Source organism: Streptomyces sp. NBC_01485 (assembly GCF_036227125.1).
Lineage (GTDB): Bacteria > Actinomycetota > Actinomycetes > Streptomycetales > Streptomycetaceae > Streptomyces.
This window is the reverse complement of sequence record NZ_CP109435.1, coordinates 827,876-849,340: the sequence shown is the minus strand read 5'-3', so window position 1 is coordinate 849,340 and position 21,465 is coordinate 827,876. Positions and strand designations below refer to the sequence as shown.

Sequence of the window (21,465 nt, the reverse complement as noted above, 5' to 3'; positions counted from 1 at the left end):
CGGCCGCCGACGAGACCTCCGACCACAGCCGGTAACCTGGCGGGATGACCGACTCGGCGGATTCCCCCTCGTTCCGGCTCGCGTACGTCCCCGGAGTGACGCCCGCCAAGTGGGTGCGGATCTGGCGGGAGCGCCTGCCCGACACGCCCCTCACCCTCCTCCAGGTGACCCCCGCCGAAGCCTCCGACGTCTTGCGCGACCGCACCGCCGACGCCGCCTTCGTACGCCTCCCCGTCGACCGTACGGTGTTCAGCGCGATCCCCCTCTACACCGAGGCGACCGTCGTCGTGGTCCCCAAGGATCACCTGATCACGGCGGCCGAGGAGATCACCTTGGACGACCTCGCCGACGAGGTGGTCCTGCACCCCCTCGACGACGTCATCGGCTGGGAGCAGCCGCCCGGCGAGGCCGCCTTCGAGCGCCCGGCGACCACCGAGGACGCGATCGAGCTGGTCGCGTCGAACATCGGCGTCCTGGTCGTGCCCCAGTCGCTGGCCCGCCTCCACCACCGCCGCGACCTCACCTACCGCACGGTCGTCGACGCCCCCCGGTCGGACATCGCCCTCTCCTGGCCCGAGGAGGCGACCACCGACCTGGTCGAGGACCTGATCGGCATCGTCCGCGGCCGCACCGTCAACAGCACCCGGGGCCGCGCCCAGCAGGCCCCGGCGAAGGAGACGAAGGAAGCGAAGGAGCGGCAGCCGCGTAAGGCGCAGCCGGGCGGCGCGCCCCGCAACAGCGCCGGCGGCCGGGCCGGCGGCGGCGCGAAGAGCGGCGGCGCCGGCCGGCGCGGAACCGGCGGCGGCAAGCCCCGCCGCCGGTCGTAGCGACCCGCAGGCCTACAGGTCCGTAGGCCCGCAGGTCCGCAGGTCCGCCGGGTCTACGGCACGAAGGTCGCCCCGCGTGCCGTACTCACCACCCTCTCCCCGTCGGCCCGTGCGAGCAGCCCGGCGCTCACCCACGCGTCCACCACGCTCCGTACGCGCGTGACCAGTGCGGCCTTGGACGCGAACGGCGCCCCCGCCCACACCTCGTCGAGCAGGGTCGTGCGGTCCGCCTTCGCCGGGTTGGCCACGCCCGAGTCGCTGTTCCCGAACACCACCCGGGGTTCGGCCCTGCGCACATAGGCGTGCGTCGGGTCCTCGGTGCCCTCGTGGAAGGGGGCGAACCCGGTGCCGTCGAGCGTGAAGTGCAGCGGCTTCCCGCTCACCGGCGTGAAGGAGGGCAGCAGGTCGCCGGAGAGGGCCGCGTTGCGGTAGAGGCCGAACTCCAGACACGTGGTGGCGGAGTTGCGGGCGACCAGGTTGACCGGACCGTGGAACAGCGTTTGCAGGGACGGGTCGTCGAACGCCTTCTCCACCCGCAGCCGGAACGGCATCGCCACCCGGACGACGTCCCCGTCCCGCCAGGTCCGGGACACCGAGAAGTAACTGCCGGGCGCCGGCGTCCCGTTGACGCCCCGCCCGTTGACCGTCACCCGGAACCCGGCCGTCGCCCAGGCCGGCACCCGCAGCCGCAACGCGAACGTCGAGGTCCGTCCCCGGACCGTCAGCGTGCTGCCCTGCTCGCGCGGGAAGTCGGTGCTCTGCGCGACCGTGACGCCCTTCTCGGCCCAGGTGAGCGTGGCCGGGCTGTACAGGTTGACGTACAGCGCGCTGCCGTCGGCGGCCTTGAAGTACACCGAGTCCTGGTACTTGGTGGCGCTCTCCATGCCGGTGCCCTCGCAGCAGGTCGTGCCCTGCTTGGGCGTGTAGTCGCGCACCGTGCCGGGCGTGAGCCCGATGAAGTACGTGACCAGCGGTTTCTCCGCGTCGGGGGTGTCCTGCCGGGAGCCGAGGACCTGGTTGTACAGGGCCCGCTCGTAGTAGTCCATGTACGCCGGGTCCTGGTCGTGGAAGAACAGGGTCCGGCTCAGCTTCAGCAGGTTGTACGCGCAGCACGTCTCGGCGGTGGCGCCGTCGATCGTCCCCGCGATGACGTCCCGCGCCTTCCAGAACTCGCCCTGGCTGGTGCCGCCGATGCCGTACATGCGGTGCGGTACGACCATGCCCCAGAAGTTCTTCGCGGCGGTGAGGTAGCGCGTCTCGCCCGTCGCGTCGTACAGCCGCACGAGTCCGGTGAAGATCGGGATGTGCTGGTTGGCATGCAGCCCGTCGAGCGTGTCGGTGTTCGCCGCGCACGCGTCGATGAGCTTGTCGAGGTCGAACAGCCGGGCCAGCGCGAGGTGTTCGGGCTTTCCGGACAGCGCGTGCAGATCGCAGACCGCCTCGACGATGCCGCCGAACTCGCCGCTGGAGAAGATGCCCCACATGCGCTGGAGCGTGGCCTCGGGCAGCTTCGACAGCCGGGAGTACATCCAGTCGCACATCCCGGACGCCAGGTCGAGCGCGCGCTCGTCGTCGGTGGCGAGGTACGCGTCCAGCAGACCGCGGAGGATCTTGTGGGCGGTGTAGTAGGGCGCCCACACCTTGGTGTAGTCGGGGCCGGTCATCGACTCCAGTTGGATGAACTGGGTCTCCGGGTAGGCCGCGAGGAACCCGGGGTGGCTGGGCCCGCCCCAGGTGCGGCGCAGGGTGGCGGTCAGGCCGCGCCCCGAGGCGTCCGCGAACGTGCCGCCCGAGGTCTCGTCGAAGGCGTAGGAGGCCAGGTCGCCGGGCGTCCGGCGGCTCTGCAACTCCGTGACCTCGGCGGCGGTCAGCGCCCGCGACCACACGTCGAAGCCGCCGAAGGCGCCCGCGAAGACCGGGTCGGAGGCGTAGTGGGACCGGCCGAGCCAGTTGCCGGTGAGGGTGCCGAGGGCGGCCGGGGTGAGCGACATGGCGGTGTTGCGGGCCACGGCCGTGCCGTCGACGTACAGGGTCCCGGTGCCCGCGGCGATGGTCACCGCGAGGTGGCTCCACTGGTTCAGGGGCAGCGCGGCGGTGCCGTCGAGCCCCTGCTCGCCGCCCGCCCCGCCGGTGGTGACGGCGAACCGGGGCACACCGCTCGCGTTGCGCGCGGCCAGGTACAGATACCGGGTCGTGTCGTTGCCGAAGTCGAAGATCCGGGTCCAGCCGGCGTCATGGGTGGGCTTCACCCAGGCGGCGAGGGTGACCTCCGCGGCGCCGCCCAGGACGCCGGACGGCACGTCGACGTACTGGTAGGAGCCGCGCACGTTCTCCGCCGCCGTACCGAACCGGCCGGGGACGCTGAGCACGGTCGGCTCGCGGCGCAACGCCTCGCGCACCTCCGTCAGCGCGCCGACCGCCGTGCGGATCCTGTCCGCGAACACCTGCTCGCCGGTGCTCGCGTACGCCTGGGACAGCATCGTGAGGAAGTGCCCGGTGTAGTGGCCGCGCAGGTTGCCGCCTGCCTCCCCGTCCAGGCCCTCCCAGCCGCCGGGGGCGACCGCGCCGAGCGTGGAGCGGCCGGCGTTGGCGCGGAAGACCTGGAGCAGGCGGTTCACGTCGTAGCCACGGGCGTGGTCGAGCATCAGGCGGCGCTTGGCGGCGAAGACGCCGGGGCCGAGCGAGACGTCCTGGAGGGGGAAGGGCTGGAGGGACCAGGCGGCCGGCGGCGGGAGGACGGCCGCCGCGGCTTGGGTGGCCGCCGTGAGGGGGAGTGGGGGGACTGCCGCCGCGAGTATCGCGCTCTGGAGAAGGGTCCGTCTGCTGAGGGGCGGTGCCATGTGCGTGTTCCTCCGGTCCACAGTTGGATCGAGGTGGCGTTCGGGATCACGCTGTTCGAAATCACGAACGGCGTGCGGATGGTCGACCAGACGGTAGAGGGGCGACGGAAGCACGTCAACGGTCCTGACAGGACCGAGAGTTGCGAACGGGAAGGCTACTTGGCGCCGGCCCGCCCGATGGACTCCACCAGCGGCAGCAGTCGGTGCGGCACCCGTTCCCGCAGGGCCACCTCTGTGCGGGTGCGGACCACGCCGGGCACGCTGATGAGCTTCTGGATCACGTCCTCCAGGTGCGCGTTGTCGCGCGCCACCACCCGGGTGACGAGGTCGCCGCCGCCGGTGATCGAGAACGCCTCGACGATCTCCGGTACGGCGGCCAGGGCGTCGCCCACGTCGTCCAGGTGGCCCTGGGTGACCTCGATGTGCACGAACGCGAGCACCGGGTGGCCCAGCGCGGCGGGGGAGAGTGACGGACCCGTGCCGGTGATCACGCCGTCGCGCTCCAGCCGGTCGAGGCGGGCCTGCAGGGTGCCGCGCGCGACGCCGAGGAGCCGGGCGTACTCCCGCACGCTGGTGCGCGGCTGCTCGAGCAGCAGGCGCAGGATGCGGGTGTCCAGCTCGTCCACGGGCATGGGCCCGGCCTCCTCGTACGTACGTGACCAGCGCCGACTGTACGTCAGACGGCGAACTCGTGATCGCGGGTCTCCGGCAGCGCCAGCAGGCACAGGAGGCTCACCAGGCACAGTCCGCCCGTGTAGAAGCCGAGGACCAGCGGCGACCCCCAGTGACTGTTGAGCCAGGTGGCGACGAGCGGGGCGAAGCCGCCGCCGAAGGTGTTGGCGAGGATGAAGGCCGCCGAGGCGCCGGTGTACCGCAGCCGGGCCGGGAAGAGCTCGGGCAGGAAGGCCGCCACCGGCGAGAACATCAGCGCGAGCAGCACGAGCCCGACCGTGTAGGCCCCGGTGATCACCCAGCCGTCGCGGGAGCTCAGCGAGGCGTACATCGGCACCGCCCAGAGCACACTGCCGACGGCTCCGGTCAGCATCACCGGGCGGCGGCCGATCCGGTCGGCCAGCCTGGCGGCCGGAAGGGTGACCGCGATGCCGGCCGCCGCGCCGACGCTCGCGGCGGTCAGCATCGTGTTCCGGGAGATGCCGAGTGCCTGCGGCGCGTACGACAGGCTGTAGACGATCGTCAGGTAGTAGACCGCCGAGCCGCCCAGTGCCGCGCCGATGCCGAGGAACAGCCGGCCGGGGTACCGGGTGAGCAGTGTGCCGAGCGGGAAGCGGGACTCGGCGGCCGGTGTCCCGTCGGGACTCGGCGCGGGCGCCTCCGCCGGCGTGGCGGGGTCGTCCGACGGTCTGAACAGCGGTGACTCGGAGACCGTCGCACGCACCCACAGGCCGACCACGACGAGCACCGCGCTGAGCAGGAACGGGATCCGCCAGGTCCAGTCGGTGAAGGCGTCCCGGCCGCCGATGTTCAGGGTGGGCAGGATGACCGCGGTGGACAGCAGGAAGCCGAGCGAGGGGCCGGCGTTCGGGATGGACGCGTACAGCGCGCGGCGTCCGGGCGGCGCGTGCTCGGCGGCGAGCAGCACCGCCCCGCCCCACTCGCCGCCCATGCTGACGCCCTGCAGCAGACGGAGCGTCACCAGCAGGACGGGGGCGAGGAGTCCGGCGGTCTCGTACGTCGGGAGCAGTCCGACGCCGACCGTCGCCACGCCCATCAGCATGAGCGAGAGGAACAGGGCCCGGCGCCGGCCGAGCCGGTCGCCGATCGTCCCGAACAGGGCGACGCCCAGGGGGCGGGCGACGAAGGCCGCGGCGAACGTGAGGAACGCGGCCAGCGAGGAGACGGTGGCGTTGCCCGAGGGGAAGAAGGCGGGGCCGAGGACCAGCGCGCTGGCCGTGCCGTACACGGCGAAGTCGTAGTACTCGATCGTCGTGCCGACCAGGCTCGCGACGGCGACCCGCGGCGCTGTGGCCTTGCCGGGCACCTTGGGTGCGGCGGGCGCCTCGGTTCCGGTGGTCGCCTCGGTTCCGGTGGCGGCCTCGGTTCCGGTGGTGGCCGCCGCCGTCGGGGAAACGGCCTTGAGGACGGTATTGGGCGGTAATTCGCGCATGGGGAGTCGCTTCCGATACGCCCGGTCCGTGCGGTCGCACGGGCCGGGCACGAATGGGGAGGGAAGGCCTCGCATGTAACACGAACAGGGGTGCCCCTGTCACCTCGTCGCGGAATTCAATTTAGGCCGAGAAGGCTTCTCGACCTAAATCACGGCCTCTTTACACGTGACATCGGCAATAAAGCGCAGAAAACGCCCGAACGGCACCATCCGGCCGCGTCAACCCGTCTGACCTGTCAACCCGCTGTCAAATACTCATGCGTTGGACCGTATGAATATTTAAAGCGGTCACACCTTGCCAATCACTGATCACCCACGGAATGCTTGGGCGGGGGAACTTGAAAGTTCTACAACCATCGTTTTTCGGACATGGCGACCGCATGGAGCTGCTTCCGGTCCGGCTTTCCTGAAAAGCGGTCTCCAGGCTGGGAAGGCGTATTACCCGTGCTGAAAACCGGCAAGCTATTGCGCATTAGAAGACTTTCGCTGGCGGGGGACGGCCGGCATCTGTTCGTGCCGCTCGACCACAGCGTTTCGGACGGCCCGATCGTCCCCGCCGACAAGTGGGACGACCTGTTGCGCGCACTGGTGGACGGCGGGGCCGACGGGATCATCGTCCACAAGGGACGTGCCCGGGCCTTCGCGCCGGACATCCTCAAACGCTGCGCGCTGGTGGTGCACCTGAGCGCGAGCACCGCCTGCTCCAGCGACGTCAACGCCAAGGTGCTGGTCGGCGACGTCGAGGAGGCGCTGCGGCTCGGGGCGGACGCGGTGAGCGTCCATGTGAACATCGGCTCGGACACCGAGGCGCAGCAGCTCGCCGATCTCGGGGCGGTGGCTCGTTCCTGCGACGCGTGGGGCATGCCGCTGATCGCGATGATCTACCCGCGCGGCCCGCGGATCGACGACCCCCGTGACCCGGCCCTCCTCGCCCATGTGGTCAACGTCGCCGCCGACCTGGGCGCGGACATGGTGAAGACCTCCGTCGCGCTGCCGGTGGAGCGGATGGCCGAAGTGGTGGCCAACAGCCCCCTTCCGGTGCTCGCGGCCGGCGGTCCGCCGGACGGCTCCGACCTGGTCGAGTACGGCACCGCGGTGATGGCCTCGGGCTGCAGTGGGCTCGCCATCGGCCGCCGGATCTTCTCCTCGCCCTCCCCCTACGCCCTGGTCTCCCGACTCTCCGCCGTCGTGCACGGCGCGGGCGGGATGGCCGCGGACATGAGCATGACCCAATCAACCAGTAATTACCCGACGATCGTGGCAGGTGTCGCATGAGGTTCGCGTGGATCGATCTCCGTGAAGTCCCCCGTCCGCAGCTCCAGTCAGTGGTGGACGCAGCCATCCACGCCCGGATGGCAGGAGTGCTCTCCGCCGACGCGGAGCTGCTCGGAACGCTCCCCCCGACCATCACCAGGGTCCTGGCCGCCGACAGCGTGCCCACGGCAACGGTGACGGCCGGCGGGAAGAAGCCCGGCGACAAGGAGGGGAAGGACGCCGGAAGCCCGAAGGACGGTGCGGGCGCGAAGGACGCCAAGGAGGGGAAGCCCACCGGAATCGACCTCCTGCTGCGGAAGTTCACCACCCAGGACGACCTGGACGCCCTCGCCGCGGCCAACCGCACGACCGGCACCGGCACCGGTAGCGCCACGCCCGTCGTCGGCTTCATCGGCGTACGGGACGACCGCACCCTCCGGCTGTCGTGCTCGGGCGCCATGGCGCTGCCCTACACCGTCATCCACTTCGCCGACCCGACCAAGATCCCCCTGGAGATCGTGCTCGCCGCGGCCGAGTCCGCCGAGGGCAAGCTGGTGACCGTCGTCGACGGCCTGGAAGAGGCCGCGATCGTCTTCGACGTGCTCGAACGCGGCTCGGACGGCATCCTGTTCACCCCCCGCAACGCCGACGACGTGTTCGCCCTGGCCCGCCTGCTGGAGGCCACCACGCCCCAGCTGGAGCTGTCCACGCTGACCGTGGAGAGCATCCGGCACGTCGGACTCGGCGACCGGGTCTGCGTCGACACCTGCTCGCACTTCGAGGAGGACGAGGGCATCCTCGTCGGCTCCTACTCCTCCGGGTTCGTGCTGTGCTGCAGCGAGACCCACCCGCTGCCCTACATGCCGACCAGGCCGTTCCGGGTCAACGCCGGTGCCCTGCACTCGTACACGCTCGGACCCGACAACCGCACCAACTACCTCAGCGAGGTCGGCTCCGGCAGCGCCCTGCTGGCGGTCGGCGCGGACGGACGCACCCGGCGGGTGGTGGTCGGCCGGGCGAAACTGGAGTCCCGCCCGCTGCTGGAGATCCGCACCCACGCCGAGGACGGCCGGCTGGTCAGCCTGACCGTGCAGGACGACTGGCACGTACGGGTGCTCGGCCCCGGCGGCAAGGTCCTCAACGTCACCGAACTCCAGGCGGGTGACGAACTGCTCGGCTACCTGGCCGCCGACAAGCGCCATGTCGGCCTGCCCATCGGCGAGTTCTGCAAGGAGGTCTGAGGCCCGATGGGCGAGCACCTGCCGGTCCCCGGCACGGACGAGAGCGGCGACGACGGGATGGGATCGCTGCTCGGGCGTCTCCTCGAGGCACAGGACGACAGTCTCCCCTACCTGAATCATCGTCAGGAGACCGTCACCCGGGGCGAGTTGCGCGAGCGGGTGGCCAAACAGGCCGCAGTCTTCGCCGGATACGGCATCGGCCCCGCCACCACGGTCGGGCTGCGCACCCCGCCCAGCTTCACCCAGGTCGAGGTGCTGCTCGCGCTGTGGCGGCTCGGCGCGCAGGTGCTGCTCTTCGACTTCAGGCTCAAACCGGCCGAGGTCGCCGCGCTGTGCGCCTCCTGCCGGCCGCAGTTCATGGTGAGCGCCGGCACCAACGTCCAGGCCACCTTCGGCTTCCGGTCCGAGTACGAGGTCGTCACCGAACGCCAGGGCGGCGGCCGGCCGGCCGGTACCGACCACCGGCTGGTCCAGTTCAGCTCGGGCTCCACCGGGCGGCCGAAGGTGATCGGCCGGACCGCCCGGTCGCTCGCCGCCGAGGTCGACCGGTTCACCCGGATCCCCGGCATGCCGGGCCCGGGCGACCGGCTGCTGCTGCTCAGCTCGACGGCGCACAGCTTCGGTCTGGTCGCGGGGCTGCTGCACTCGCTCGCGGCCGGGGTCTCGGTGGTCTTCGCCCCCCGGATCTCCGCCCGCGACATGCTGCGCACCGCGGTCGACCACCGGATCACCGCCCTGTTCGGGGTGCCGATGCACTACGAACTGCTGGCCGCCGCCATCGATCCCCCCGCCCTGCCCGACCTGCGGGTCGCGGTGTCGGGCGGCGAGCTGATGCCCCCGGCGGTAGCGGCACGGTTCGCCGAACGCTACGGGGTGAGCGTCGGCGAGTCCTACGGGACCACCGAGACCGGGGTGGTCGCCATGGACACCGGTGGCACCCTGCGCCCCTCGGTCGGCCGGGCCGCCCCGGGCGTCGTGGTGCGCGAGCACCGGGGCGAACTGGACGTCGCCCTCGACCGGTCGCCGTACCTCTTCGACACCGGCGGCGGCCAGTACGCGGACGGCTGGCTGCACACCCGGGACCGGGCCACCGCGGACGCCTCCGGGGCGGTGACGGTGCACGGCCGCGCCGACTCCCTCGTCGTCATCGGCGGCCTCAAGGTGGACCTGGTCGAGGTGGAGAACGTGCTCCGCGACCATCCGGCCGTCGAACAGGCGGTCCTGGTCAACGAGGGCGTGACCGAGGCGTACGTCTCGGTGACCGCCGGGGCCGGGCAGCCGTCCGCTGAGGAACTGCTGCGCTGGTGCCGGGAGCGGCTGGCCGACTACAAACTGCCGCGTGTGATCCGCCTGTTGGAGACCCTGCCCCGCACCTCCAACGGGAAGCTGCTGCGCCAGGCGGCGGCCCTCCAGGCCGCCGCGACGGGCGGCGCCTGACTCCCGCCCCGAACCTCCCCGTTGCATACCTCTCCTGCCGAACCTCTGTTGCTGAACCTCTCTTTCCGACCCTTCACGTGGAGACACCGATCATGAGTACGTCGACCCTCGAAGACGAGATCCGCGAGTTCGTCCTGACCGCGGTCATCGACGAGATGAACATCCTGATGAGCCGCGACGGCATCACGGACGAGAGCCCCGTGACCGTCGGCGGGCTGGAGGTGGACTCACTCAGCCTGATCGAGCTCTCCCTGCGGCTGGAGTCGCGGTTCGGCGTGGAGATCCCGGACACCGACATCGAGCCCCTGGCCTCCCTGACCCTCGGCGGGCTCGTCGCCGAGGTCGTCCGACGCGGTGCGAAGGCATGAGCACGAGCACCTTCACCACCGACACCGTCCGGGAACTGCTGACCGACCGCAACGTCTTCCCGGGGCTGCCCGACGACCTCGGTGAGGACGCCGAACTGGTCCTGGACTCCCTCGGGTTGGTGTGGCTCCTCCACGTGGTGGAGGAGCGCTACGGCCTGATCGTGGAACCCAGCGACGAGGACATAGCCGGACTGACCTCGCTGCGGCGGCTCACCGACTACCTCAGCGCCGCCGCGCCGGCCCCGGCCGAAGGGGGGCGACCGCGATGAGCGGCGAGGTCACGGTCACCGGATTCGGCGTACGCACCGCGTTCGGCACAGGCGCCGACGCCCTGCGGCGCGGAGTCTTCGAGGGCGTTCCCTCGTTCGCGCCCACCACGAGGTTCGACACCGGCCCGTACCGGACGCCGATGGCGGCCGCCGCCCCCGACGGCCCCGACGCGGTCGAGGACTGGGCGCTGCGCCACGCCCTCGACCGGTGCGGCGCGCAGGCCCTCGACATGGCGGGTCTGCGCCCGGGCACGGAGGCGGCGGTGCTCCTCGGCATCGCCGGTGACCACACCGCCGTCACCCGGCACTGGCGGACCGAGGCGGGCACGCCGGCCGCCGGGAAGGTGCCGTTCGCCGACGCCGTCCCCGCGCGACTGGCCGAACTGCTGGCCACGGACCTCGCGTTGAGCGGGCCCCGGCTGACCTTCACCAACGCCTGCGTCGCCTCCGCCGCCGCGATCATCCACGCCTGCCGGCTGATCTCCTCGGGGCGGACCGACGTGGCGGTCTGCGCGGGCGGCTACCTCGTGGAGGAGGAGACCTTCGGCAAGTTCGACTCCGGGCGGGCGCTGTCCCGGGACGGCATGGTCCGCCCGTTCAGCGCCGACCGCAGCGGACTGCTGCTGGGCGACGGGGTCGCGGTCGTCGTCCTGGAGTCCGCCGAACACGCCCGGCGGCGCGGCGCCCGGCCGCTGGCCTCCGTGGTGGGCTGGGGCGCGGCGACGGACGCCCACCACATCGCCCAGCCGCACCCGCAGGGCGCCGGACTCGCCCTGGCGGCACGGCAGGCGATGCGGCTCGCCGGCGACCCGGACGGGGCGGCCCTCGGCTACATCAACGCCCACGGCACCGGCACCAAGTACAACGACGGGGCCGAGACCCGCGGACTGCGGGCCGCCTTCCCCGAACGGGCGGAGTCGATCCCGGTCAGCTCCACCAAGAGCACCACCGGCCACCTCCTGGAGGCGGCGGGCGTCGTGGAGTTCGTGATCACACTGCTGGCCCTGACGGACGGCGTCCTGCCGCCCACCGCCGGGTACACCACGCTGGACCCGGAGTGCGACCTCGACTACGTGCCGAACCGGCCGCGCCAGGCCGATCTGCGCCGGGCCCTCACCATCAACGCCGCCTTCGGGGGCGCCAACACCGCACTCGTCCTGGAGCGGCCGTGACGACCAAGCCCCCGCTGCGCTCCGCGCTCGGCGTCCTCGCCACGGCCACCGCCACCCACGGCACCGGGCGCGCCGACGACATCCCGCTGCCGAGACTGCCCGGCTTCGTGGAGTCCGCCTTCAGCCCGCTCGCGTACGAGGTCGCCGCCCGGTGTCTGACCGAGCGGCCCGGCGACGGCGCCCGCACCGCGGTCGCGCTGGCGAGCCTGGCCGGTGACACCACCACCGCCGACCTGGCCAGCAGCCGCATGGTCTCCGGCCGGGTCCACAACCCGCTGCTGTTCATGCAGGCCACCCCCAACTCCGTGCTGGGCCACACCAGTCGGGAGTTCGGGATCACGGGACAGATGTTCAGCGTCTCCACCTTCGACGACCCGGTGGCCGAACTCCTCGCCCTGGCCGACCTGTTGCTGGAGGACCCGGAGCTGGACCGCGTCCTGGTGCTGGGCGTGGAGCTGGGCGGCGGCCTGCGAACGGCCGCCGTGCACCGGGAGTTGACCGCCGACAGCGGCCGTCCGGTGCCCGACCTCCCCGCCTCCGCGGGCCTCGCGGCGGCGGTGCTGCTCGGCCGTGCCGACGCCGGCGCGCCGGTGACCGTCACCGCGGACCAGGCTTCCCCGCACGGCGACCACGTCCTGCATCCCGGAAGCATCCAGGGCCTGTTCGAGCTGGCCGCCGCACACCGGCGGCTGCTGCGCGGCGGCGGCAGCCACCGCCTGGAGCCCTCCGCGTTCCTCCTCACCGCCGACAGAAACGAGAGCGAGACCCATGCTCATCAGTAGGCAGGAGCGGGCCCGGATCTGCTCCGACACCGAACTGGGCGCTGGCAACGTCCTGGAGCGCCTGAAGGCGTACGGCCGTCCGCTCGACGAACCCGTGCTGCGCACGGACGGCGGCTGGCGGGCGCCGGACGGCAGCCACCCCGAGACGCTGACGCTCGGCGAGCTGTACGAGGCGGTCGAGACGTACGCGGGCTGGTACGCGGCGCAGGGCGTGCGGCCCCGCGACCCGGTCGCCGTCCACTCCTTCTGCAGCACCGAGTTCGCGGTGAACTTCCTGGCGCTGACCTCCCTCGGCGCGATCCCCTCCTTCGTCAACGGCAATCTGGCCCCGGACACCGCCGGCGCGTACATACGCCGGCAGGGCGCGGTCGGCGCGTTCACGGACCAGGCCCACCGGGAGGTGCTGGCGGACTCCGGGCTCGGCTTCCTCGTCACCGCCGACGACATACGCCCCGAGCACCGTGCGTCGCTGCCGCCGGCGTACCCCTACCGGCACGACCCGACCGACCCGGTGCTCATCTCGCACTCCTCCGGCACCACCGGCATGCCCAAGGGCGTGCCGCACACCCACCGCACGCTGATGTACGCGCAGCTGCACCGGCTTCGCTACTCCACCGGAACCGACATGGAGCGCACCCTGGTGGGGCTGCCGGGCGCGCACAACGCCATGGTGGCCACGCTGCTGTACTGCCTGCTGCTGCGCACCGACCTCAAGCTCCTGTCCAGCCAGCGCGGCGCCGAAGTGCTCGACGCCGTCGAGGAGTTCAGGCCGACCATCGTGCTGGCCTTCGCCGGCACGTTCGGCGAGATGGCCGCCGAGGACCTGACGAAGCGTGACCTGTCCAGCGTGCAAGTGTGGTTCAACACCGGGGACGCGGCGCACGAGGCGCACATCAGGGAGCTCGTCCGGCACGGCGGCCACCTGGAGATCCGCCGCGACCTGAGCCGCGTACGGGTGGACGGCTCGGTCTTCGTGGACGGGCTCGGTTCCTCGGAGGCCGGCTACTCCGTCTTCCACAACCGGCACACCAAGGACACCTCGGCCTACTCGCGCTGCGTCGGCAAGCCGATCAGCTTCGCCGAGGCCGCCGTACTCGCCGAGGACGGCACCCCGCTGCCGCCCGGCCAGATCGGCCGCCTCGGCCTCAAGTCGCCCACCCTCACGCCTGGTTACTGGAACGACTCGCTGACCTGGAACCGGATGCGGCTCGGCGGCTACTGGCTCACCGGGGACCTCGCCCACCAGGACGAGGACGGCAACTTCTACCACCTCGACCGGGCACCGGACGCCGTCCGCACCCGCGACGGGATCGTCTTCAGCACCCGCACCGAGGAACTCCTCCTGGCCGAACTGCCCGAACTGGCGGACTGTACGGTCGTCGGGGTCGCCCCGGACGGCGTCCGCGCGGACTGGGACGGCGACGGAGAGGCCGAGGCCTACGCCCTCCTCCAACTCGCCGACGACGACGGCAAGTCGGAGGAGGACGAGGGCGACGAAGGGGACGAGACGTGGACCGGGCGGGTCAACACCGTGCTGGCGAACGCCGGTTACCCCCCGGTGACCCGGGCCCTGCGGATGAAGCCGGACGACGTGGCCAAGGGCGCCACCGGCAAGGTTCTCAAACGAGTGATGCGCGACAGGTTCGCCGCCAAGGAGCAGCACGCATGAGCACGAACACGGACACCGACGGTGTCAACCACCGCGCCCGGGCGGGGGAGGCGTACCGGCTGTGGTGGCAGCACGACGCCCACTGGTACCAGGGCGTGGCCGCGCGGTTCGGACAGGAGGTCGCGAACGAGCTCAACGCCGAGGCGCTGCGCAAGGTCGCCCTGCACGTCGGACAGCGCGTGAGCCGCCTCTCCGGGGCGCTCCCCGACAGCGGGGACACCGGAAAGGACCTGGAGGAGCTGCGGCGCCGCTACGATGACTGCGGTGACCGGATGTTCCCGCCGGAGCTGCGCAACGCCTCCACCGAGGTGGAGGACGACGACACGATCGTGCTCACCCTGCGGCGCAGCTTCGCCGTCACCATGGTGCGGATGGCCGGTTCGCTGGACGGCTACCAGTGCCCGTGCACCGACATCCACGCCGGCTGGTCCGAGGGGCTCGGGGTGACTCTGACGGAGAACCGGGCCGAGAGCTGCCTGCGCGACGGCGACAAGGCGTGCCGTCTGGTGATGCGGGTCGCCTGCCCCGTCGCGTCCCCGACGGAGGGCTGAGCCGTGCGGGTACTCGTCGCCGGCGCCACCGGAGTGATCGGACGCCCCCTGGTGGGCGCGCTGCGGGCACGCGGCCACGAGGTGAGCGCGCTGGTCCGAGAGCGGCCCGGGGCCGACGCGCCGGACGCGGACGAGATCGTGGTCGCCGACGCCCTCGACCGCGAGGCGCTGCTGTCGGCGGTGTCGGCCGCCCGGCCCGAGGTGGTCGTCCACCAGATGTCCGCGCTGCGGCTGCTGCGCGACGACCCTCCGGAGGCCTTCGCGCAGACCGCGCGGCTGCGCACGGAGGGCACCGCCCACCTGGTCGACGCGGCCCGCGCGGCCGGTGCCCGGCGCCTGGTCGCGCAGTCCATCGCCTTCGCCGCCGCCCCCGCCGGGCCGCAGGTCCTCGACGAGGACGCGCCGCTGTACGTGGACGCCCCTGACCCGGGCTGGGCCGCCACCGTAGGGGCCGTCGCCGAACTGGAGCGGCTCGTGCTGGGCGCCGGCCCGGACCTCGCCGGCGCGGTCCTGCGGTACGGCACCCTCTATGGCCCCGGCACCGCGTACGCCCGTGACGGCGGTACCGCGCAGCGGGTGCTGGCCGGGAAGCTGCCCCTGCCCGAGGGCGGGGCCGGCGTCACGTCCTTCCTGCACGTGGAGGACGCCGTGGGGGCGGCCGTCGCCGCCGTCGAGTCGGAGGCCACCGGTGTCTTCCACGTGACGGACGACGAACCCGCCACGGCCGCGCAGTGGCTGCCGCACTACGCCCGCAGCCTCGGCGCCCCGCCTCCGCGCACGCTCCCGGCGGCCCTCGCGCCCCGGCTGCTGGGCTGGTTCATGACCCATCAACTGACCGAAGCCCGCGGGGCGTCGGGCGACCGGGCCCGTACGGCGCTGGGCTGGAAGCCGCTGCGGCCCGACTGGCGCGACGGGCTGGGCCGGGAATGACACACCCCGCGGGCGCCCTCGCCCTCTGCGTGATCGGTGCGGGTCCGCGCGGGCTCTCCGTCCTGGAGCGGATCTGCGCCAACGCCGCCGGCACCGGCCGGCCGGTCGCGGTGCACCTCGTCGACCCGTACCCGCCCGGTCCGGGCGCGGTGTGGCGCACCGGCCAGCCGGGCGAGCTGCTGATGAACACGGTCGCCTCCCAGGTGACCCTGTTCACCGACGACAGCGTGGACTGCGCGGGCCCGTCCGTGCCGGGGCCCAGCCTCTACGAATGGGCGCGCACGATCGGGCAGGGCTCCGGCGACCACCCGGCCCGGATCCTGGCCGAGGCCCGCCGGCTCGGCCCGGACACCTATCCGACCCGGGCGTTCCACGGCCACTACCTGGAGTGGGTGTTCGGGCACCTGCTGCGCACCGCGCCCGGGGAGGTGACGGTCCACACGCACCGCTCGACCGCGTTCGCGCTGGACGACACCTCCGACGGACGGCAGACGGTGACGCTGGCCGACGGCGGCCGGCTGGCCGGGATGGACACCGTGGTACTGGCCCTCGGCCACGGGGAGTCGGTCCCCGGCCAGGAGGAACGCGAGCTGGCCGACTTCGCCGGCCGGCACGGTCTGGCCTACGTGGGACCCGCCAACCCGGCCGACGTCGACCTGGCCGCGATCGCACCGGGCACCCCGGTCGCCCTGCGCGGCCTCGGGCTGAACTTCTTCGACCACCTGTCTCTGCTCACCGAGGGCCGCGGCGGCACGTTCAAGGACAGCGAGACCGGCCTCGTCTACCTCCCGAGCGGCAACGAGCCGATCCTGTACGCCGGTTCGCGGCGCGGGGTGCCCTTCCACGCCCGGGGCGAGAACGAGAAGGGCGCGTTCGGCCGCCACCACCCCCGCTTCCTCACCCCGGAAGTCATCGCCGGGCTACGGCGGTTGGCGGACGACGGCCGGCCCGTCACCTTCCGCGAGGCGATCTGGCCGCTGATCGACCGCGAGGTGCGCGCCGTCTACCACGAGGCGTGGATCCGGGCCGCCCACGGGCCCTGGGCCGCCGAGGAGTTCGTACGCCTCACGCTCGCGGGCCGATGCCCGGACGAGGACCTGCTCGACCGGTACGCGGTGCCGCCCGACGCGCGCTGGGACTGGCAGCGGATCGAACGCCCCTACGGCGAGCGCGACTTCACCGGCCGTGACGACTTCCGGCACTGGCTGCTGGAGTACCTGCGGCGGGATCTCGCCGAGGCGCGGCTCGGCAATGTGAGCGGGCCGCTGAAGGCCGCGCTGGACGCGCTGCGGGACCTGCGCAACGAGATCAGGCTGGTGGTCGACCACGGCGGGGTCTCCGGCGCGTCGTACGCCGGCGAACTGGACGGCTGGTACACGCCGTTGAACGCCTTCACCTCGATCGGCCCGCCCGCCTTCCGGATCGAGCAACTCATCGCGCTGGTCGAGTCCGGGACCCTGCACATCGTCGGTCCGGGGATGCGGGTACGGCCCTGCGCGGACGAGGGCGGGTTCCTGGTGGACGCGGAACAGGTGCCCGAGCCGCCGGTGCGGGTCGACGCGCTGATCGAGGCCCGGCTGCCCGACGTCGATCTGCGGCGCAGCGCCAACCCCCTGCTCAGGGCGCTCCTCGCGGCCGGCGCCTGTGTCCCGTACCGGCTGGGCGGTCATGAGACGGGCGGGCTGGCCGTGACCGGCGGCGCGCCCCGGCTGGTGGACGCCTCGGGCCGGGCGCACCCGCGCCGGTTCGCGTTCGGCGTGCCGACGGAGGGCGTCCGCTGGGTGACGGCGGTCGGCGTCAGGCCCGGCGTCGGCTCGGTGACGCTGGAGGACTCCGACGCGATCGCCCGGGCGGCACTGCTGCTCCCGGCGGCCGAAGCAGCGTCTCCCGACGTCTGTCTGACTACGCATCAGGTGACGGTGCATCAGATATGAGCAACAGGGAACACAGGGAACATAGGGAGTCGATGAGCGTGAACGCGCTGTCCGTGGGCACCGACGCGGGCCTGCTCGCCCCCACCTGGGCGGACACGCCGGCCGCGGCCGAGGCGACCGACGAGGCCTGGCTACAGGCCATGCTCGACGCCGAAGTGGCCCTGGCACGGGCCCAGTGCGCCGTCGGCCTCACCCCGGCCGCCGCGGTGGAGGCGATCGCCTCGGCGGCGCGCGCGGACCGGCTGGACCCGGTCGCCCTCGCCCGCGCGGCCCGGGCCACGGCCAACCCGGTCGTCGCCCTGGTCACCGCCTTCACCGAGGTGGTCGCCGCCGCCGACCCGGCCGCCGCCGAGTACGTGCACCGCGGATCCACCAGCCAGGACATCCTCGACTCGGCGGCCATGCTGGTCGCCCGCCGGGTGCTCGCCCTCATCGCCGCCGACCTGGACCGCGTTCGCGCCGCCCTCGCGACCCTGGCCGACACCCACCGCCACACCGTGCTGGCCGGGCGCACGCTGACCCAGCACGCGGTCCCCACCACCTTCGGCCTCAAGGCGGCCGGCTGGCTCCACCTGGTCGCCGACGCCCTGGCCCGCGTACAGGCGGTCGCGGCCGCCCTCCCGGCCCAGCTCGGCGGCGCGGCCGGCACCCTCGCCGCCTACGGCGAGTACGCGGCACTGGACGGCGGGAAGGGCGAGGGCGGGGTCGAACTGCTGAAGCCGTTCGCGCAGGCGCTCGGCCTGGCCGAACCGGTCATCCCCTGGCACACCGCGCGCACGCCCGTCGCGGACCTCGGAGCGGTCCTCCAACTGGTCACCGGGGCGCTCGGCAAGTTCGCGCTCGACGTGCAGACGCTGTCGCGCACCGAGATCGGTGAGGTGTCCGAGCCGGCGGCGGCCGGGCGCGGGGGCTCCTCGGCGATGCCGCAGAAGCGCAACCCCGCACTCGCCACGCTCATCGTGTCGGCCGCCCGGCAGGTCCCCGCCCACGCCCTCGTCCTGGCGCAGTGCATGCTCGCCGAGGACGAGCGGCCGGCCGGGGCGTGGCACGCCGAGTGGCAGCCGCTGCGGGAGGCGCTGCGCCTGACAGGCGGGGCCGCGCACACCGCCGTCGAGCTCGCGGAGGGGCTGGTCGTCCATCCGGAACGGATGCGCGCCAACCTGGAGCTGACCGGCGGCGCGATCGTCACCGAACGGCTGACGGTGGCGCTCGCCCCGGCGCTCGGCAAGGCACGGGCGAAGAAACTGCTGACCGCAGCCACGGCCGAGGCCGACAGCAGCGGCCGCCCCCTCACCGAGGTGCTGTCCGCCCACCCCGACCTGTCCGCCCGCCTCACCCCGGACCAGCTCGCGGAACTCCTCGACCCGGCCCGCTACACGGGCGCGGCCGACGCGCTGGTCGAACGGGCGCTGCGCAGATACGGCACCCTCCCGACAGACGACGGCACCGCCCCGTCGGCCTACGACACCGCCCCGTCGTCCGACGACACCGTCCCGACGCGCGACGGGGGTGCCCGATGAGCGCCGTGAGCCGCACCGAGCAGACCGCGACACCGGCCACGGCCCCACGGTCCTGGCCCGTCCTCCTGGTCGTCGTCTGCGCCCAGATGCTGATCTGGCTGGACACCTCCATCCTCAACGTGGCGGTCACCACGCTGGCCGACCCGGCCGGCGGACTGGGCGCGACCCCCGCCGAGCTGGAGTGGGTGGCGAGCGCCTACACCCTGGTCTTCGCCGGCACCCTCTTCGCGGGCGGCGCGCTCGCCGACCGCTTCGGCCCGCGCACCACACTCCTCGCCGGTCTGGCGCTGTTCGGCGCCGCCTCCGGGGTCGGAGCGTTCGCCGGGAGCGCGGGCTGGCTGATCGTGGCGCGCGGCTTCATGGGCGCGGGCAGCGCGCTGCTGATGCCGGCGACCCTGTCGGTCATCGTGCAGACCACCCCGCCGGAGAAACGCACGCGGGCCATCGCGATCTGGAGCTCGTCCAGCGGCCTCGGCGTGGCCGTCGGCCCGGTCGTGGGCGGGGCGCTGCTCAGCCACTTCTGGTGGGGCTCGGTGTTCCTGGTCAACGTGCCGATCGTCCTCCTGTGCATGGCCGGCGTGGTGGCCGTGGTGCCCGCGCTCAAGGGCCCCGCACGCCGGGTGCTCGACCTGCCGGGCCTCGCGCTGTCGGTGCTCGGCCTCGGCGGTGTGGTCTACGGCGTCATCGAACTCGGCAACGGACAGAGCTGGCACGGGGGGCACGTCCTGCTGCCCCTCGTCCTGGGCGGCGCGCTGCTCACCGCCTTCGTGGCCGGTCAGCGCAGGTCCCCGGCGCCCAGCCTGGACCTGCGGCTCTTCCGGCAGCCCGGGTTCACGGCCGGGAGCGTGGTGCTGCTGATCGCGTTCATGGCACTGGCCGGGCATCTGTTCTACGCGGCGTTCTACCTCCAGGGACCCCGCGGGCTCTCCCCGGCCGACGCCGGCACCGTCATGATCGCCGCCGCGGTCGGCATCGTCCTGGGCAGTCAGGCGTCCCCGGCGATGAGCAGGCTGCTGTCGGCCCGGTGGACGGTCGCGGTCGGCGTCCTGGCCACGGCGGCCACGTACGTCGGCTACCTGTGGTTCGACGGCGGGACCCCGATCCCGGTCGTCGTCGTCCTGCTGTGGGTGCAGGGGTTCGGCATGGGCCTGGTCGGCACACCGGTCACGGCCGTGATGATGAGCGGGGTGCCGCCGCAGCTCGCGGGCGCCGGATCGGCCCTCAACAGCGTCACACGCCAGGTGGGCGGGACGCTCGGGGTGGCGATGACCGGCTCGATCCTCTCCGCGGTGTACCGGGACCGCATGGCGGACGCCCCGCTGCCCGGCGCCGCGGGCAAGCTCTCCCCGGACGCGCAGGAACAGGCCCGCACCTCGGCCGAGGCGGCCCGCTCACTGGCCGGTTCACTGCGCCTGCCGGAACTGGCGGCCACGGCCGACCGCGCCTTCCTCGACGCCATGTACGCGGCAACGTTCTGGACCGCCGTACTGGCCCTCGTCGGGTTCGTCGTGGCCACCGTGGGCCTGCGCGCACGCAAAGCAGCCGGTGAGACCGGCGGAAACGGAAACGGCAGGGACTCGGAATGACCGAAATCTCAGGGACCAGCGAACACCCGGCGGCCCGGTCGGTCTTCGTGACCGGCGGGAACAGGGGGATCGGGCTGGCCATAGCCCGGCACTTCGCGGCGGCCGGAGACCGGGTCGCGGTCACCCACCGGGGCGAAGCGCCACCCGCCGACGACAACCTCCTCGCCGTACGGTGCGACGTGACGGACAGTCAGCAGGTGGACCAGGCCTTCAAGGAGGCCGAGGCCGCGCACGGTCCGGTCGGCGTCCTGGTCGCCAACGCGGGGTTCGCCAACGACCGGCTGCTGCTGCGGATGAGCGACGAGGACTTCACCTCCGTGATCGACACCAACCTCACCGGGGCCTTCCGGGTCGTCCGGCGCGCGGTGCGCGGGATGCTGCGGCAGGGCCACGGCCGCATCGTGCTGATCTCCTCCACGGCGGCACTGCAAGGGGCTGCGGGCCAGACCAACTACGCGGCGGCGAAGGCGGGGCTGGTCGGCTTCGCCCGGTCGCTGACCCAGGAACTCGGCGCCCGGGACATCACCTGCAACGTCGTGGCCCCCGGGCTGACCGAGAGCGACATGAGCCGCGCGCTCACCGAGGAGCAGCGCCGGCACCTGCTCGCCCGCACCCCGGCCGGCCGCCTGGCCCACCCCGACGAGGTCGCCGACGCGGTGGCGTTCCTGGCCGGCGCCGGTTACGTGCGCGGCGCCGTGATCCCGGTCGACGGGGGAGCCGGACTGGGCCACTGAGACGACTGGGCTGCGTGGGCCGCGCAGGTCGGGTGGGCCGTTGGCCGACCGGTGGCCGAGAAGGGTGCATCTGAACTGGGCCATTGGCCCAGTGTTCCCGTCCCCGGTTGAACCATCACTCCCCCAGGTGTTGAGATGGTCGTATCGATGGCGCTGCGGACTCCGCGGCGCCTTTCTCATGCCGTGGCTCGTTCGCGGTGCACCAGGGTGGGGAAAGGGCGGGGCA

Annotated in this window: 18 protein-coding genes; 15 read left to right on the top strand and 3 right to left on the bottom strand. The window is 72.8% G+C overall.

Annotated features, from left to right (window positions below):
• Positions 1 to 44 precede the first annotated feature (44 nt).
• A complete protein-coding gene (locus tag OG352_RS03490) occupies positions 45 to 827 on the top strand; it encodes a LysR family substrate-binding domain-containing protein (protein WP_329214191.1) in 783 nt (260 codons plus the stop codon).
• 53 nt (positions 828 to 880) lie between these two features.
• Here OG352_RS03490 and OG352_RS03485 read toward each other — a convergent pair whose 3' ends face one another.
• From OG352_RS03485 to OG352_RS03475, 3 genes are all read right to left on the bottom strand, one after another.
• Complete coding sequence (locus OG352_RS03485; RefSeq protein ID WP_329214189.1) at positions 881 to 3,667, bottom strand: beta-L-arabinofuranosidase domain-containing protein; 2,787 nt, start codon at positions 3,665 to 3,667, stop codon at positions 881 to 883.
• A 155-nt stretch (positions 3,668 to 3,822) separates the two neighbouring features.
• Positions 3,823 to 4,299, bottom strand: a complete 477-nt coding sequence (locus OG352_RS03480; protein WP_329214187.1) for an Lrp/AsnC family transcriptional regulator — start codon at positions 4,297 to 4,299, stop codon at positions 3,823 to 3,825.
• A 44-nt stretch (positions 4,300 to 4,343) separates the two neighbouring features.
• Positions 4,344 to 5,792: an MFS transporter gene (locus OG352_RS03475; RefSeq protein ID WP_329214185.1), complete on the bottom strand. Its 1,449-nt coding sequence runs from the start codon at positions 5,790 to 5,792 to the stop codon at positions 4,344 to 4,346.
• A gap of 444 nt (positions 5,793 to 6,236) precedes the next feature.
• Between OG352_RS03475 and OG352_RS03470 the strand changes: the two genes are divergently transcribed.
• The 14 genes from OG352_RS03470 to fabG all read left to right on the top strand — a co-directional run bounded on the left by OG352_RS03470 (position 6,237) and on the right by fabG (position 21,239).
• The gene (locus OG352_RS03470) at positions 6,237 to 7,067 is read left to right on the top strand and encodes a 2-amino-3,7-dideoxy-D-threo-hept-6-ulosonate synthase (protein ID WP_329214183.1); all 831 of its coding nucleotides are present in this window, start codon (positions 6,237 to 6,239) and stop codon (positions 7,065 to 7,067) included.
• Entirely contained in the window at positions 7,064 to 8,287 is a 1,224-nt protein-coding gene (locus OG352_RS03465) for a 3-dehydroquinate synthase II family protein (protein ID WP_329214181.1), read from the top strand. The genes OG352_RS03470 and OG352_RS03465 overlap by 4 nt, the downstream gene beginning before the upstream one ends.
• A gap of 6 nt (positions 8,288 to 8,293) precedes the next feature.
• On the top strand, positions 8,294 to 9,724 hold the full coding sequence (locus OG352_RS03460; RefSeq protein WP_329214180.1) for a class I adenylate-forming enzyme family protein: 1,431 nt from the start codon (positions 8,294 to 8,296) through the stop codon (positions 9,722 to 9,724).
• Between the two features lie 92 nt (positions 9,725 to 9,816).
• Positions 9,817 to 10,092: an acyl carrier protein gene (locus tag OG352_RS03455; RefSeq protein WP_329214178.1), complete on the top strand. Its 276-nt coding sequence runs from the start codon at positions 9,817 to 9,819 to the stop codon at positions 10,090 to 10,092.
• On the top strand, positions 10,089 to 10,361 hold the full coding sequence (locus tag OG352_RS03450; RefSeq protein ID WP_329214176.1) for an acyl carrier protein: 273 nt from the start codon (positions 10,089 to 10,091) through the stop codon (positions 10,359 to 10,361). Before OG352_RS03455 ends, OG352_RS03450 begins: the two co-directional genes overlap by 4 nt.
• Positions 10,358 to 11,533, top strand: a complete 1,176-nt coding sequence (locus OG352_RS03445; RefSeq protein ID WP_329214174.1) for a beta-ketoacyl-[acyl-carrier-protein] synthase family protein — start codon at positions 10,358 to 10,360, stop codon at positions 11,531 to 11,533. The genes OG352_RS03450 and OG352_RS03445 overlap by 4 nt, the downstream gene beginning before the upstream one ends.
• Complete coding sequence (locus OG352_RS03440; protein WP_329214172.1) at positions 11,530 to 12,315, top strand: hypothetical protein; 786 nt, start codon at positions 11,530 to 11,532, stop codon at positions 12,313 to 12,315. Before OG352_RS03445 ends, OG352_RS03440 begins: the two co-directional genes overlap by 4 nt.
• Entirely contained in the window at positions 12,302 to 13,984 is a 1,683-nt protein-coding gene (locus OG352_RS03435) for a class I adenylate-forming enzyme family protein (RefSeq protein WP_329214170.1), read from the top strand. The genes OG352_RS03440 and OG352_RS03435 overlap by 14 nt, the downstream gene beginning before the upstream one ends.
• A complete protein-coding gene (locus tag OG352_RS03430) occupies positions 13,981 to 14,535 on the top strand; it encodes a hypothetical protein (protein ID WP_329214168.1) in 555 nt (184 codons plus the stop codon). Before OG352_RS03435 ends, OG352_RS03430 begins: the two co-directional genes overlap by 4 nt.
• 3 nt (positions 14,536 to 14,538) lie before the next feature.
• Positions 14,539 to 15,465 carry an NAD-dependent epimerase/dehydratase family protein gene (locus OG352_RS03425; protein WP_329214166.1) on the top strand — a complete coding sequence of 309 codons (927 nt, stop codon included), beginning with the start codon at positions 14,539 to 14,541 and terminating at the stop codon, positions 15,463 to 15,465.
• The gene (locus OG352_RS03420; RefSeq protein ID WP_329214164.1) at positions 15,462 to 17,399 is read left to right on the top strand and encodes an FAD/NAD(P)-binding protein; all 1,938 of its coding nucleotides are present in this window, start codon (positions 15,462 to 15,464) and stop codon (positions 17,397 to 17,399) included. Before OG352_RS03425 ends, OG352_RS03420 begins: the two co-directional genes overlap by 4 nt.
• 32 nt (positions 17,400 to 17,431) lie before the next feature.
• Positions 17,432 to 18,919, top strand: a complete 1,488-nt coding sequence (locus OG352_RS03415; RefSeq protein ID WP_329214162.1) for a class-II fumarase/aspartase family protein — start codon at positions 17,432 to 17,434, stop codon at positions 18,917 to 18,919.
• Positions 18,916 to 20,505, top strand: coding sequence for an MFS transporter (locus tag OG352_RS03410; protein WP_329214160.1), 1,590 nt, complete (start codon positions 18,916 to 18,918; stop codon positions 20,503 to 20,505). Before OG352_RS03415 ends, OG352_RS03410 begins: the two co-directional genes overlap by 4 nt.
• Positions 20,502 to 21,239 (top strand): 3-oxoacyl-ACP reductase FabG, encoded by a 738-nt coding sequence (gene fabG / locus OG352_RS03405; RefSeq protein ID WP_329214158.1) that lies wholly within the window; start codon positions 20,502 to 20,504, stop codon positions 21,237 to 21,239. The genes OG352_RS03410 and fabG overlap by 4 nt, the downstream gene beginning before the upstream one ends.
• Positions 21,240 to 21,465 lie beyond the last annotated feature (226 nt).